A 13,131-nucleotide genomic window follows, 5' to 3' on the forward strand; every position below is an offset into this window, starting at 1 on the left:
GCGCTCTTAGAAGGATCTATGTGGAATTAGGGCGTCTTAGCAGCATTGGCGGTGTTGAGCTGAATACCAGCCTGGCGATATTGCTTGTAGCGTTCGCGTGCCAATTGCTTCTGTTTTTCATCGCAAGGGACGAAGTCTACCACTTGTGAGAAGGTAACGGCAAAATTTGGTGCGTCTTGTCCCAAATTAATCAGGATCCCGCGCCGTCCGCTGTGGCGCAGTCCGGGCCAGCCAATCTCGACCGGTGAACCGCCTCGGGGGCCTTCACCAATCAGGTTATGGGGCACGAAGTTATCGGGATCCAGTTGCCATAAATACTCATCTATCTGTTCTGCCTGTGTTTTGTCGGCAGCGAGGAGGTAGACTTTGTGGCCCTGGCGGTAACTCATGGCTGCTTGATGACAAGCAAAATGCAGCTGGAAGTCGTTATCCTCGGCATGTTGCTGTTCATTGATTATATAAAAAGTAGCATGAGTCATGGCGTTATACTCTATAAACGAGGGGGGCCATTTGGCCCCCCTCTAGCGTCAATGTTATTCGACGTTCTCTAGGCCGGCTCGGTTGAGCAGGAACTGGACCAGCAATGGGACCGGACGACCGGTTGCCCCTTTTGCCTTGCCACCGACCCAAGCGGTACCGGCAATATCCAGGTGCGCCCAGTTGTATTTCTTGGCAAAGCGAGACAGGAAGCAACCTGCGGTAATGGTACCCGCGCCAGGCGAGCCCAGGTTGGCCATATCGGCAAACGGGCTGTTCAGCTGCTCTTGGTACTCGTCATTCATTGGCAGACGCCACGCACGGTCACCCGCTTGCTCGGAGGCGTTGATCAGCTCGTGGGCCAGCGGGTTGTGGTTCGAAAGCAGACCACTGATATGGTTACCCAGTGCCACTACACAGGCGCCAGTCAGTGTCGCGACATCAACAACGCACTCTGGTTCGAAACGCTCAACGTAAGTCAGGGCGTCGCAAAGTACCAGGCGGCCTTCGGCATCGGTATTTAGCACTTCCACTGTCTGGCCAGACATAGTCGTCAGGATGTCACCCGGACGGTAGGCACCGCCACCCGGCATGTTTTCACAACCAGCCAGGATGCCTACTACATTGATCGGTAGGTTGAGCTTGGCCAGAGCCTTCATGGCGCCAAAGACAGTCGCCGCACCGCACATGTCGTATTTCATCTCATCCATCTGGGCAGATGGCTTGATAGAGATACCGCCGGAGTCGAAGGTCAGCCCCTTACCGATTAGGACGATTGGCTTGGCATCTGAATCCGGGTTGCCCTTGTATTCGATGACCGACATCATGGCTTCGTTTTTCGACCCTTGGCCAACGGCTAGGTATGAGGTCATGCCTAGCTCTTTCATTTCTTGCTCGCCAATGATCTTGGTACTAACGGTATCGAAATCATCAGCCAGGCGGCGGGCCTGTGAAGCCAGGTAAGCGGGGTTGGCCACGTTTGGTGGCATGTTGCCGAGATCTTTACCGGCTTTGACGCCAGAGGCGACAGCCAGGCCGTGTGAAATGGCACGTTCGCCCAGAGAAAGCTCGCGGCGGGTCGGTACATTGAAGACCAGCTTGCGCAGCGGACGGCGGGTTTCCGGCTTGTTGCTCTTGAACTGGTTGAAGGTGTACAGGCTGTCCTTGGTCGTTTCAACGGCCTGGCGGACTTTCCAGTAGGTATCGCGTCCCTTGACGTGCAGCTCGGTCAGGAAGCAGACCGCTTCCATCGAGCCGGTTTCGTTCAGGGTGCTAATGGTTTTTTTGATGATCTGCTTGTACTGGCGTTCATCAAGTTCGCGCTCTTTACCACAACCAACCAGTAATACACGCTCTGATAATACGTTTGGTACATGGTGAAGCAGCAGCATTTGGCCAGGCTTGCCTTCTAGATCACCACGGCGAAGTAGTGAGCTGATATAGCCATCGCTAATTTTGTCGAGCTGTTCGGCAATGGGAGAAAGGCGACGTGGTTCGAATACGCCAACGACGATACAGGCACTGCGCTGTTTCTCGGGGCTACCACTTTTTACACTAAACTCCATGCGTACTCCTACATCCTAATAAAGACAATTAAAGCTAAATGTTAGATAATGCCGCACTTATGTTGCTGGACCATAAATTCGGTATAGGATTAAAGTGCAGGTTAACAATTAGCCGAAAGATTAAAAAAATAACTGATTAACCGAAAAATTATAGTGATTCCAGTAAAAAAACAAGTTTTCTATGGGTAATTAAAGCGTGATTATTGTTCGGTATTTGACGCGTGAGACATTAAAAAGCCAATTTGCAGTGCTTTTTGTCCTTTTTCTTGTCTTTATCAGTCAGAAATTTATTCGCATTCTAGCTGATGCAACAGAGGGTTCCATCCCGAGTGATTTGATCGCGACCTTGCTCGGTTTATACATGCCTTCCATGGCTCTACTGATGTTACCGCTCAGTTTGTACATCGGTATTTTGCTGACTTTCGGCCGCTTGTATGCCGAAAGTGAAATTACCGTGATGAATGCCACTGGTATTGGCAATAAGTTCTTGATTCAGGCAGCGTTGTGGCTGGCGATTATCACCGGCTCGGTGGCGGCTTTCAATGCCCTGTGGCTGGCTCCGTGGTCGGTGGAAAAAACCGAGCAGTTGATGGAGCAGGTCAAGGCGGATTCTGGTCTGGATTTGTTGGTGAAAGGCCAGTTTCAGTCCGCGCCGGATGGCCAAGGGGTAGTCTTTGTTAACGATATTACCAACAGCGGCAGCCGTCTGGATAAAGTGTTCGTTGCCCAACTTTCCGCCCGCGATGCGCTGCGTCCTAGCGTGATGGTGGCAGACCGTGGTTATGTCAGCGAGCTGCCAGATGGCCGGCAGGTATTGGACTTGAAAGAGGGCACCCGCTACGAGGGGATCCCGACCCGGCTGGATTATTCCATTACCCAGTTCGATGACTACCAGGCGTTGATTGGCCAGCGGGCGGTACGGGAAAAGAGCCGGGATTGGGATGCCTTGCCGACGTTGGAGTTGATGCAGCGCCCGGAGTTGGCTGCCAAGGCCGAATTTCAGTGGCGAATGTCACTGGTGTTATGTATCCCCTTGCTGACCATGGTGGTTGTACCGCTGTCAGCGGTTAACCCGCGCCAAGGGCGCTTCGCCAAGCTGGTACCGGCAGTACTGATTTACTTGGCTTACTTCTTGGCTATCAGTGCTGCCAAGTCTGCCGTCGAAGACGGAGGGCTGCCGTCATATATTGGGCTTTGGTCAATCAATGGGGTTATTTTTGCTGTGGCGATCGCCCTTAATAGTTGGGATACCTTACCGGTGCGCAAGGTGAGAGAGAAGTTTCGGAGACGTGGCTGATGTTTAAGATTCTGGATTTATACATTGGCCGAACGCTGATTTCGACCTCGGCCCTGACTTTGTCGACCTTGGTGGGGCTATCGGCCATCATCAAGTACGTTGAACAGCTGCGTAAAGTGGGCGATGGCACTTACGACTTGTGGAAGGCATTGGCTTACGTCTTGCTAAGTATCCCGCGCGATATCGAGATGTTTTTCCCGATGGCTGTATTGCTGGGTGCACTGATTGGCCTGGGGATGCTGGCGTCGAGCTCCGAGCTGGTGGTGATGCAGGCGGCGGGCTTTTCCAAGCTGGATATTGGCTTGTCAGTTTTGAAGACAGCGGTACCGTTGATGTTGATGGTTACCTTGCTTGGTCAGTGGGGGGCGCCAGAAGCCCAGAAAGCTGCGCGTGAGCTGCGTGCCCTGTGGACCTCTGGCGGCAATATCCTCTCGGTCCAGCGTGGAGTCTGGACCAAGGATGACAATGATTTTATCTATATCGGTCGGGTTCATGAGCAGCAAGAGCTTCACGGGATCAATATCTGGCAGTTTAACGAAAAAGACGAGCTGACCCACTCCACCTTTGCTGAGTCGGCGACGTTTGAAAACGAGAAAGGCTGGCTACTTGAAGATGTCACGATAACAACTCTGGGCCGGGAGCAACAGGTCAATGAGCGCCTGCCACAGATGCACTGGCAGACTACCCTGACCCCGGATAAGCTTGCGGTTGTGACTCTCAAGCCGGAGGAGCTGTCACTCTCTGGCGTGTATGACTACAAGAACTATCTCGAGGATTCCAAGCAGGACGCGTCGCGCTATGCCTTGGCATTCTGGCGCAAGGCGCTGCAGCCTTTCTCGATTGCAGTGATGATGCTACTGGCATTGTCGTTCGTCTTTGGCCCGCTGCGTTCGGTGACCATGGGCGCGCGGGTGCTGTCTGGGGTGATCTTCGGTTTTGGCTTCTATATTTCGAATGAAGTGTTCGGGCCGATGAGCATTGTCTATCGACTTCACCCGATCATCGGAGCAATAGGCCCGAGTTTGGTGTTCCTGTTTATCACCATCTATCTGCTGCGAAGAAAGCTATAATCTCGACTAAAAAAGGCGCCATCGGCGCCTTTTTGGTATCTGTTGATTAGTCGCCTGGGTTAGTTGGCCTTTGGCAGGACAACCATTTCACAGTCGGCCATGGCATCCTGGAAAGATTGCTTGGTCTTGCTAAAAGGTGCCAGCAAGTTGCCCAGCCCAAAGGCTGACGTCGCCATACGGATCATTGCCTGTGTCGGGCGGATATTTGAGCCATCTTTGTTTTGGATGCGTAATTTCCATGCCCGCATCCCCAGGGTCTGACCTGCTTGGCACCAGAAATAGGTGAAGAAGCCAACAATCACCATGGCTAGGTAGCCGGTGTATAGCGTACCAATCACAGGGTGCATGGTCATGTAGGCACTGACATCGTCGTAGCCGCTGATGTCGACTAGGCCGATGGAGACCAGCAGTGCCATCAGGCCAATAGCCACCCCTCCGGCGAGCATTAGCACAGCGGCGATGACCAGGCTGTCATAGAGCCAGGCAGCCAGGCGGCGGAATAGGCTAGGGTATTGTTTGGTAGTGTCAACGTCCGGTTGTTTCTTCTTTTTCACAGGGATATCCAAATTAGCTAAGCTTCAAGATCTTGCGTGCAGTGTAGCAATATAACGGGTGAGGGTGAATGCTGCGGATCTTGGAAATGAGAGGCATCCCTACAGCAGTTTTGGACACGGGCACTATATTTATTGAAGTCTGTGGTCGCCAAATGCCTCGGAGCGAGGAGGGAGTGGCCATTCCCCAAATGAAAGCCTTCTTGGGCTTATTGTGATTGAGGAGCAACATTATGGCAGATAGCAATGATAACACCACGAATTGGCCAGAGTTGGCCGGTGCGCTGTATGACAAGTTGACCGAGCGCCATGCAGAGCTGACGTATGATTTTGATCACGTAGAAATTAGTGTACCCAGCGGTGCCGGCGAAAAGTCTGATCATTCTATCTGGAAGGTCAATGGCAGTATCAGTATCCGCGGCCGCAACCTCGATTGATGCTGGAGTACAATGGTGGCGTTGAGGTTGAGCTGGATGGGGAAGTCGCTCATCTCAACGCACAAGGGACGCAAATGACCCTTACGGTACCGAGCGCTGAAATGCTGTCGGCTTTGTTTGGTCTGTACCGTCGTCTCCCTGTCTCTCAGACATTATCGTATGCTCCTTTCATATCTGCCGGGCATCGGTTAGTTGTGCGAGTCCCTCATGGTGGCTCTATGGTCATTACCCGCCGGCAAAGCTGGATGCGTACTTGGCTACCTTATCAATTATCGGTGACTGAGTTAGGCTGGTGGTTACGCCAAGGGCCGCGATTTCTCTTGCAACTGTGGCGGTGATAGAGCCCGCCTTTGTGTCTTTGTGCTTAATTTATCAGCAAACGAACATCGGAAAGGCATTTTCCTGTCTTTTTCTATTGCGTTGGTGAACTAGATACGTAGAATGATTCGCATGCCCGGGTGGCGAAATTGGTAGACGCAGCGGATTCAAAATCCGCCGGTGAATAACTGTGCCGGTTCAAGTCCGGCCCCGGGCACCATTTTCAAATGACAAAGCCTCGACGAAAGTCGGGGCTTTGTTGTATCTGGCACTCGCCAATATCAAATCATCTACAGTTTGCTAAATAGGGTTGGCTCGTTATCGGGTGTCCAGTTCGGCTGCGAAATATGGGCTGCGTTGACAACATAGCGTGCACCTTTGTAGGTCACGACATCGCCCTCATCGTAGCTGACTTGACCGTACCTACTGTCCACTCTGGGGTATAGTTGCCCAAAGTGTCGAAGGTATACCCTGCCTCCTTGGCGAACTTGAGGAACTTGCGTAGTTTAGGCAGATTCTTGGTTGCCCCCATACCACGCTTGCCATCTTCGTAGAGGAAGGCATGGGTCAGTACGATCACCTTGTCGGCATGGAGCGGTGTACCGCATGGGAAGTCCTGGGTCTTTGAATTGACCGGCTCAATGGTTGTGGGGGCGCAAGCATTGTACTGTAGCAGAATACTGCTAGCGTTGTTTTATTCAGGTTCATAGTTACTCACATATAGAGGTTGGTCAAAGTATCAAATATTTATTGATATAACTGTAATAAATGCTTTGGAAATCAAATTACTTGTGATTGGTTATTTAATAGCGCTCCTTTTATTTGAAATATTCTACAAAGGTACTTTGATTATGCGGGCCATTTCTCATTACTTTTATTTTGATTTCTTTTATTTCATGGGAACTTTTATTTAAATGATGCTCTAAATGACTATCGACAAATTACTCATTTATAATGAGGTTAAATAATATTTTTGTTTTTTTATTTGGTTAGAGTGTTTTAATTCATTTTCCATTATAAATTGAGAGTGCGCTCACAATTAATGCAACCGGTTGCGCTTTAGGTTTTCATCTTATTTGTTTAGACTTTTTATAACGTTTGGAAAGCGTAAAAAAACTGGAGAGTGGGATGAAGAAGATTTTGTTATGTTGTAGCGCTGGTATGTCAACCAGCATGTTAGTTCAGAGAATGGTAAAAGCAGCGGATGAGCGTGGAATTGATTGCCAAATTGAAGCGCAAGCAGTGACAGCGTTTGAAGATGCGATACAAGTGTTTGATGTCTGCCTGCTAGGGCCGCAAGTTCGCTTTCAGCTAGAGGAACTGAGGAAGACGGCTAGTCGCTATGGTAAACCGGTTGAAGCGATTTCACCGATGGCTTACGGCATGATGAAAGGCGAGGAAGTTCTCGATCAGGCCTTGTCATTAATATCAGATTAGAGCCAAGCAAAATCAATAGAAATATACTCGGCTGTTTTAACTTGATTTTAAATAAGGGATTCTTTGTTCTCTATGTTTGTTTTTGAGAGAAGCTTAGATGAGAGAAAAGGACTGGTTATATGAAGTTTTATGATGAGGTCATGAACGTCGTCGAACAGCATATTGCTCCGTTGGCGTCGAAAGTGGGTACACAAAAACATGTACGGGCAATGCGTGATGGCTTTATTACCGCAATGCCCTTTATTATCGTGGGTAGCTTTATTTTAATATTGGCTTTCCCCCCGTTTTCCGAAGACACCCCAAATGCCTTTGCTCGTGCTTGGCTGGATTTCGCAAGCAATAACTTCGACCAAATAATGATGCCATTTAACATGTCGATGGGCATTATGACAATATTTGTGTCGCTTGGGGTTGCTTACAGTCTCGCCCGTGCTTATAACCTCGATGGTATCACCAGTGCGTGCCTTTCGCTGATGAGTTTCCTTTTGGTTGCCTCCCCAGCCAGGGACGGGGGATTACCGACTGCGCATATGGGCGGAACGGGGATTTTCACTGCAGTTTTATGTGCGTTTTTTTCGGTTGAGCTTTATCGCTTTTTGAAAAAGCACAATGTGACGCTCCGGATGCCAGAGCAAGTACCGCCAGCAATTGCTCGTTCGTTTGAAATGCTTATCCCGGTGTTGGTCGTATTCCTGACGCTGTATCCGCTGAGTCTCTTTGTCCAGGCCCAGTTTGACATGCTGATCCCGGATGCGGTCATGCAAATGTTTAAGCCGTTAGTCAGTGCTTCAAACTCTTTGCCAGCCATCATTGGTGCACTTATGCTCTCCCAACTGTTGTGGTTTGCGGGTATTCACGGTGCGGCCATTGTTGTAGGCCTGCTATCACCCATCTTCCTGACTAACATTGGCGCCAATATCGAGGCGTTCGTGGTAGGCGAGCCAATCCCAAATATTTTCACGCAGCCGTTCTGGGACTTTTACATTTTCATCGGCGGATCAGGGGCAACATTGGCGCTGGCTATTCTGATGGCGTTCAGCCGCTCGGCTCACTTGCGCAGCCTGGGTAGGATGAGTGCGGTTCCGGGCTTCTTCCAAATCAACGAACCGATCATCTTTGGTGCGCCGCTGGTGCTTAATCCGACCTTGTTTGTTCCGTTTGTTTTCGCCCCTATTTTCAATGCGGTGATTGCTTATACCGCTGTGCATATGGGCTTTGTCGGCATGGGGGTTGCCACAACCCCGTGGACAACCCCGGCGATTATCGGTGCGTCCTGGGGGAGCGGCTGGACCCTGGCCCCGGTGTTGTTGGTTATTGCCCTTATTATTGTTGACCTGTTTATCTACTTGCCGTTCTTCAAGATCTTTGAAAAGCAATTGCTCGAGCAAGAAGGTGAAACCGCTGCGGCCCAAGAGAAGGCCCCTGAGGGTGAGGGTGTTACCGCTTAATATTTACCGGGCGGCGGGAGAGCCTCCGCCTGGCTTTTAACTAAGGAGAGTTACATATGGATCAAGAAGCGGTAGTGATGAACATCATCGTCAATGCGGGCGAGGCACGCAGCTTGTGTTTTGAGGCACTGTCATTGGCAAAAAAACAAGAATTGGCCAAAGCTCGCGAACGGCTTAGACAGGCCAAGGTGTGCCTGAACCAAGCCCATCTGACCCAAACCCAGCTCATTGAAGCGGATGAAGGGGAAGGCAAAGTGAAGATGACTCTCGTAATGGTCCACGCCCAGGATCATTTGATGACAACCATTCTTGCCCACGAGATGACGATGGAAATGGTGTCATTGCATGAAAGGTTATCGTAAAAATAAGGAACGAATATGACGAAACCATCACTCAAGCTTGCGATTATCGGTGGGGGAAGCAGCTATACGCCAGAGCTGGTTGAAGGGGTGCTAAAGCGGTTAGACAGCCTGCCAGTCACGGAGATGCACTTTGTCGATATTGAAGCCGGAAGAGAAAAGCTGGAGATCATCGAGGCACTAACACGGCGCATGGTCGAAAAGTCAGGGGCGAATATCACGGTTCAGGCATCGCTGGATCGACGAGCGGCCATAACAGGTGCGGATTTTGTGATGACCCAGTTCCGGGTTGGTGGTTTGCAGGCGCGTGCGAATGATGAGCGAATTCCCCTCAAGTACGATGTGATCGGGCAGGAAACAACAGGCCCGGGTGGATTTGCGAAGGCACTGAGAACGATCCCTGTCATTTTAGATATTTGCCGAGATATTGAGGAGTTGGCTCCTAATGCATGGATGTTAAATTTCACCAACCCGGCGGGGCTGGTGACCGAAGCAATCCATAAGTACACCAATATCAAATCCATCGGCCTGTGTAATGTCCCGGTATCGATGAAGATGATGATTGCGGAGATCATGAAATGTTCGCCAGAGAGCCTGTCACTGGAGTGTGCTGGGTTGAATCACTTGGTGTGGGTGCACCGTGCTTGGCTTGACGGCAAAGAAATCACGGCTGAAGTGCTGGAAAAAATCGGTGACGGTGCGAACTTCAGCATGAACAATATCTTTGAAGAGCCATGGGATCCTGACTTTTTAAAAGCGCTGGGGGCGATCCCTTGTCCGTACCATCGTTATTTTTATCAGACTGATGCCATGCTGGCCGAAGAAAAAGAGGCCGCGCTCAACGGCGGGACTCGGGCCGAGCAGGTCAGGGAAACCGAAGCCGAGCTGTTCGAGCTATATAAAGATACCACGCTGGATCATAAACCCGAGCTGCTTGAGAAGCGTGGCGGCGCTTACTACTCTGATGCGTCATTGAACTTGGTCGATGCCATTTACAACAACCTCAACACGATCCACGTCATTAATGTTCGCAATAACGGGGCCATCACAACCCTACCGGATGATGCGGTGATCGAATGCAGTGCGGTGGTAGGGTGCTGGGGAGCTCGTCCGCTGGCGATCGGGACGCTGAGTCCGGCAATGAGTGGCTTGATCCATCAGGTCAAAGCTTATGAGCAACTGACGATCGAGGCCGCGGTCAGTGGTGACTATGACAAAGCGTTGATGGCATTGGCAAGCAACCCTCTGGTTCCGGATATCACCCGGGCCAAAGGGATACTTGATGATACGCTGCGGGTAAATCACGACTATTTGCCGAATTTTTCTGCACGCTAACTTACCTGCGACCAGTGCGGTGGCATGCCGCGCTGTTTCGCATGAGGAGGTAAATTATGCATGTCATATTTAACGCCGATGATTTTGGTTTGACGCGAGGCGTCAATCTTGGGATCGCTGATGCGTGCTATAACGGGGTAGTGCGCTCGACAACCATGATGGTTGGGGAGCTGGCGGAGACTCATGCAGTTCAACTAGCTGCCGAGAATCCTTCGTTGGCTGTCGGGCTACACCTACGGTTAACTGCCGGAGCTCCTTTAACCGTTCCCTCCTGCCTCGTGGGAAATGATGGCTACTTTTTGAATAAAGATGAGTTCTGGTTAAGGCGGGATTTTAATGAGCAACAGGTGGCCGATGAGGTAACAGCACAGATTGAGTGTTTTTTGGCTACGGGGTTACCGCTTAGCCATATCGACAGTCACCACCATACGCATATGCACCCCAAGCTATTGCCTGTTATCGAGGATGTTGTTGGCAGCTATCAGGTACCGCTCCGGGCTTCGAGTTCGTTTAGCGGACGTAGTTATGCCTTCAACAAGGACTTCTATAGCGATGCCCCGAAGCTTGATGATCTGTTGGCGATTATTGATCAGCACCGTGGGCAGTGCGAGGTGCTAGAGATTATGTGCCATCCGGCCTATGTCGATCAGCCTTTACTCGAATCTAGTAGCTATGTGCTGCCAAGGGCGAAGGAATTAGAGATCTTGACGGACGATAGGCTGGGTGAAGCACTGGAACGGTGGGAGGTGACCGTCAGTAATTTCAATGTTCTTAAGTAACTTGCAGTTAGAGCGGCGAGGGAGCAATAAAAATAATAGTTGCTGCCAGTAGTGCATTATTCCCCCTCTGTATATGAACCGATGCATTCTACTGGCAGCTTGCTATATGTTGAGATCTGAATATTAAAACGCTCGTTAATCACTTCATGTACCAATTAAATCACTTTATAGTCGCTAGCGAGATATGATGAACCAATAATATGGTTGGAAAATAATGGTGAAGGAGGAGAGGCAACTGCCATGGCAAGTATAAAAGATGTTGCAGCATTGGCTGGTGTCCACCGCTCGACAGTATCGCGGATCATAAATGGAGAAGGTGTCTTTCGTTCCGATACCAAAAGGAAAGTCGAGCAGGCAATGGCAGAGCTAAACTATCGGCCAAGTGCGATTGCCCGTTCGTTGGCGACAGCTTCATCCAATATGACTGGTTTGCTTGTCACCTATTACACAGGTGGATTCTTTGGCCAAATGATGGAGCAGGTACAGGCAGAACTGGATTTGCACAAAAAGTTTCTGATCACCGCTCAAGGACACCACAGCGCAGAAGGTGAGCGGGAAGCGATTCGCCGGTTCCATGCCCTCCGGTGTGAAGGATATGTCCTGAATAGTCGCCATTTGAGTGACGATGAATTGAGGGAGCTTGCTCAGGAATCTACTCCGTTTGTGATTCTGGACCGGGTGGTTGAAGGCTTGGAGTCTCGCTGCATTACTTTTGATCATACTCTAGCGGCAAAAATGGCGGTGGAGCATTTGATAGAGCAGGGGCATCGCCACATTGGTTGTATCACCGGTCCTATAAGTCGTCCAAGCAGCCACCTCCGCCTACAAGGTTATAAAGAAGCTTTGCACCAATCGGCGATTAGTTTTGAACCTGCGTTTTGTGCTGAGGGAGACTACGGCAGAAAAAGTGGTTATTTAGCGGCGGAGCAACTCCATCGCTCTGCACCATCAATGACGGCATTGTTTTCATGTAGTGAGGAAATGACCCAGGGGGCATTGCAATATTTCCATGAGCATAATGTAAAACTGCCGCAACAACTATCCTTGATAAGTTTTGACAGTATTGAGCTTTGTGCTGCGCTTTATCCGCAGGTGTCGTCGGTTCACTTTCCTATTAGTCAAATGGCTCAAACCGCCGTTGAACTACTGATGTGTCAACTCAACCAAACGGAATGCTCTATCACGAAGCACTTTGTACCGGAGTTACGCCTACGACAGAGTATAAATAAACAGGCTATCCCTGAAGTATGATTTCTGATGCTCTCAAGTAATTGATGAGGATCTACTCAACAAAGAAATGATGCCATAAGCTGGTGGTGCTGTTTTGAACGTATTGATTGCGTACTATGCACCTGCAGGGTGGTTTTGATAAGATAGAAAAAAATGATTGTCTATCAGGCTGATATACGTATAATGAGCCGCATCTGCCCGGGTGGCGAAATTGGTAGACGCAGCGGATTCAAAATCCGCCGGTGAATAACTGTGCCGGTTCAAGTCCGGCCCCGGGCACCAATTTCAAACAACAAAGCCTCGACGAAAGTCGGGGCTTTGTTGTATCTGCGCCTTGCAATGTTGACTGGCACTCATCACTCATTCTCTAGCCTACCTCTATATCGGCATCATCCTGTTTTGTTCTGTTAAGCGGTTAGCCATTGCATATAGGGCAAGCGGTCGTTTAGTTCACGTCGGTTGAAGTGGTTTTTTAACTATGACTGTGTCTGAAGGCGGATCGCCATATGTTTATCGCTGAGTAGCTAGCTCTCACAGCCATTAAATCTTGGTGAATGCGAATGGCTTGTAGTAAAAACACGCGCAAAACTGAGTCTTTGTTTGTTTATTGAGCGCTTGGTTGGCTTGAGTGAAATAAATGCATTTTTGCTATTGCCAATGTGATCGAAGTCTCTATAATGCCACCTCACCGACACGGAGCGCGGCGAGTTAAGCCGGCAACGTAGCGGATTGTTCTTTAACAATTTGACCATGCAATCTGTGTGGGCACTCGTGAAATGATAGTCAACAAAAGAATTATCAATGAAACTGAGTGACCAATACGAAATA

13 protein-coding genes, 2 tRNA genes and 1 pseudogene are annotated in these 13,131 nt (G+C 49.9%); 12 read left to right on the forward strand and 4 right to left on the reverse strand.

Annotation, left to right across the window (positions count from 1 at the left end; genetic code table 11):
- Positions 1 to 26: 26 nt before the first annotated feature.
- The gene (locus tag C9J03_RS17100; protein ID WP_039457536.1) at positions 27 to 479 is read right to left on the reverse strand and encodes a DNA polymerase III subunit chi; all 453 of its coding nucleotides are present in this window, start codon (positions 477 to 479) and stop codon (positions 27 to 29) included.
- Between the two features lie 54 nt (positions 480 to 533).
- A complete protein-coding gene (gene pepA / locus C9J03_RS17105) occupies positions 534 to 2,042 on the reverse strand; it encodes a leucyl aminopeptidase (protein WP_039457538.1) in 1,509 nt (502 codons plus the stop codon).
- 196 nt (positions 2,043 to 2,238) lie between these two features.
- Between pepA and lptF the strand changes: the two genes are divergently transcribed.
- Together lptF and lptG are read left to right on the forward strand one after the other, a co-directional pair.
- The gene (gene lptF / locus C9J03_RS17110; protein WP_039457541.1) at positions 2,239 to 3,339 is read left to right on the forward strand and encodes an LPS export ABC transporter permease LptF; all 1,101 of its coding nucleotides are present in this window, start codon (positions 2,239 to 2,241) and stop codon (positions 3,337 to 3,339) included.
- Complete coding sequence (gene lptG / locus C9J03_RS17115; RefSeq protein ID WP_039457543.1) at positions 3,339 to 4,409, forward strand: LPS export ABC transporter permease LptG; 1,071 nt, start codon at positions 3,339 to 3,341, stop codon at positions 4,407 to 4,409. Before lptF ends, lptG begins: the two co-directional genes overlap by 1 nt.
- 59 nt (positions 4,410 to 4,468) lie before the next feature.
- Here the strand turns inward: lptG and C9J03_RS17120 are convergent, their stop codons facing one another.
- Entirely contained in the window at positions 4,469 to 4,963 is a 495-nt protein-coding gene (locus C9J03_RS17120; RefSeq protein ID WP_039457545.1) for an RDD family protein, read from the reverse strand.
- 230 nt (positions 4,964 to 5,193) lie between these two features.
- On the opposite strand from C9J03_RS17120, the gene C9J03_RS17125 reads away from it, so the two are divergent.
- The 3 genes from C9J03_RS17125 to C9J03_RS17135 all read left to right on the forward strand — a co-directional run bounded on the left by C9J03_RS17125 (position 5,194) and on the right by C9J03_RS17135 (position 5,935).
- Positions 5,194 to 5,397, forward strand: coding sequence for a hypothetical protein (locus C9J03_RS17125; protein WP_039457548.1), 204 nt, complete (start codon positions 5,194 to 5,196; stop codon positions 5,395 to 5,397).
- Complete coding sequence (locus C9J03_RS17130) at positions 5,397 to 5,735, forward strand: hypothetical protein (protein WP_044624251.1); 339 nt, start codon at positions 5,397 to 5,399, stop codon at positions 5,733 to 5,735. Before C9J03_RS17125 ends, C9J03_RS17130 begins: the two co-directional genes overlap by 1 nt.
- A gap of 114 nt (positions 5,736 to 5,849) precedes the next feature.
- Positions 5,850 to 5,935, forward strand: a tRNA-Leu gene (locus C9J03_RS17135).
- Positions 5,936 to 6,005: 70 nt separating this feature from the next.
- Here the strand turns inward: C9J03_RS17135 and C9J03_RS17140 are convergent.
- Positions 6,006 to 6,379: pseudogene (locus C9J03_RS17140) on the reverse strand (carbohydrate-binding protein); the annotation flags it as partial.
- 464 nt (positions 6,380 to 6,843) lie between these two features.
- Here C9J03_RS17140 and C9J03_RS17145 point away from each other — a divergent pair.
- The 7 genes from C9J03_RS17145 (at position 6,844) to C9J03_RS17175 (ending at position 12,585) form a co-directional block, all read left to right on the forward strand.
- Entirely contained in the window at positions 6,844 to 7,152 is a 309-nt protein-coding gene (locus C9J03_RS17145) for a PTS sugar transporter subunit IIB (protein ID WP_044624250.1), read from the forward strand.
- Between the two features lie 119 nt (positions 7,153 to 7,271).
- Complete coding sequence (locus tag C9J03_RS17150; protein WP_044624249.1) at positions 7,272 to 8,600, forward strand: PTS sugar transporter subunit IIC; 1,329 nt, start codon at positions 7,272 to 7,274, stop codon at positions 8,598 to 8,600.
- A gap of 56 nt (positions 8,601 to 8,656) precedes the next feature.
- Complete coding sequence (locus tag C9J03_RS17155) at positions 8,657 to 8,962, forward strand: PTS lactose/cellobiose transporter subunit IIA (RefSeq protein ID WP_044624248.1); 306 nt, start codon at positions 8,657 to 8,659, stop codon at positions 8,960 to 8,962.
- Between the two features lie 15 nt (positions 8,963 to 8,977).
- Positions 8,978 to 10,294 carry a 6-phospho-beta-glucosidase gene (locus C9J03_RS17160; protein ID WP_044624247.1) on the forward strand — a complete coding sequence of 439 codons (1,317 nt, stop codon included), beginning with the start codon at positions 8,978 to 8,980 and terminating at the stop codon, positions 10,292 to 10,294.
- Between the two features lie 56 nt (positions 10,295 to 10,350).
- Complete coding sequence (gene chbG / locus C9J03_RS17165; RefSeq protein ID WP_044624246.1) at positions 10,351 to 11,073, forward strand: chitin disaccharide deacetylase; 723 nt, start codon at positions 10,351 to 10,353, stop codon at positions 11,071 to 11,073.
- A 240-nt stretch (positions 11,074 to 11,313) separates the two neighbouring features.
- Positions 11,314 to 12,324, forward strand: coding sequence for a LacI family DNA-binding transcriptional regulator (locus C9J03_RS17170; protein ID WP_044624245.1), 1,011 nt, complete (start codon positions 11,314 to 11,316; stop codon positions 12,322 to 12,324).
- A gap of 175 nt (positions 12,325 to 12,499) precedes the next feature.
- A tRNA-Leu gene (locus C9J03_RS17175) sits at positions 12,500 to 12,585 on the forward strand.
- Positions 12,586 to 13,131: the final 546 nt, after the last annotated feature.

Origin of the sequence: Photobacterium gaetbulicola, assembly GCF_003025515.1 — a bacterium.
GTDB lineage: Bacteria > Pseudomonadota > Gammaproteobacteria > Enterobacterales > Vibrionaceae > Photobacterium > Photobacterium gaetbulicola.

What these genes read in the sequence shown, in the direction of transcription:
- C9J03_RS17100 (WP_039457536.1), bottom strand. Translation starts at nt 479, where the DNA reads ATGACTCATGCTACTTTTTATATAATCAATGAACAGCAACATGCCGAG.
- pepA (WP_039457538.1), bottom strand. Translation starts at nt 2,042, where the DNA reads ATGGAGTTTAGTGTAAAAAGTGGTAGCCCCGAGAAACAGCGCAGTGCC.
- lptG (WP_039457543.1), top strand. Translation starts at nt 3,339, where the DNA reads ATGTTTAAGATTCTGGATTTATACATTGGCCGAACGCTGATTTCGACC.
- C9J03_RS17125 (WP_039457548.1), top strand. Translation starts at nt 5,194, where the DNA reads ATGGCAGATAGCAATGATAACACCACGAATTGGCCAGAGTTGGCCGGT.
- C9J03_RS17130 (WP_044624251.1), top strand. Translation starts at nt 5,397, where the DNA reads ATGCTGGAGTACAATGGTGGCGTTGAGGTTGAGCTGGATGGGGAAGTC.
- C9J03_RS17145 (WP_044624250.1), top strand. Translation starts at nt 6,844, where the DNA reads ATGAAGAAGATTTTGTTATGTTGTAGCGCTGGTATGTCAACCAGCATG.
- C9J03_RS17150 (WP_044624249.1), top strand. Translation starts at nt 7,272, where the DNA reads ATGAAGTTTTATGATGAGGTCATGAACGTCGTCGAACAGCATATTGCT.
- C9J03_RS17155 (WP_044624248.1), top strand. Translation starts at nt 8,657, where the DNA reads ATGGATCAAGAAGCGGTAGTGATGAACATCATCGTCAATGCGGGCGAG.
- C9J03_RS17160 (WP_044624247.1), top strand. Translation starts at nt 8,978, where the DNA reads ATGACGAAACCATCACTCAAGCTTGCGATTATCGGTGGGGGAAGCAGC.
- chbG (WP_044624246.1), top strand. Translation starts at nt 10,351, where the DNA reads ATGCATGTCATATTTAACGCCGATGATTTTGGTTTGACGCGAGGCGTC.
- C9J03_RS17170 (WP_044624245.1), top strand. Translation starts at nt 11,314, where the DNA reads ATGGCAAGTATAAAAGATGTTGCAGCATTGGCTGGTGTCCACCGCTCG.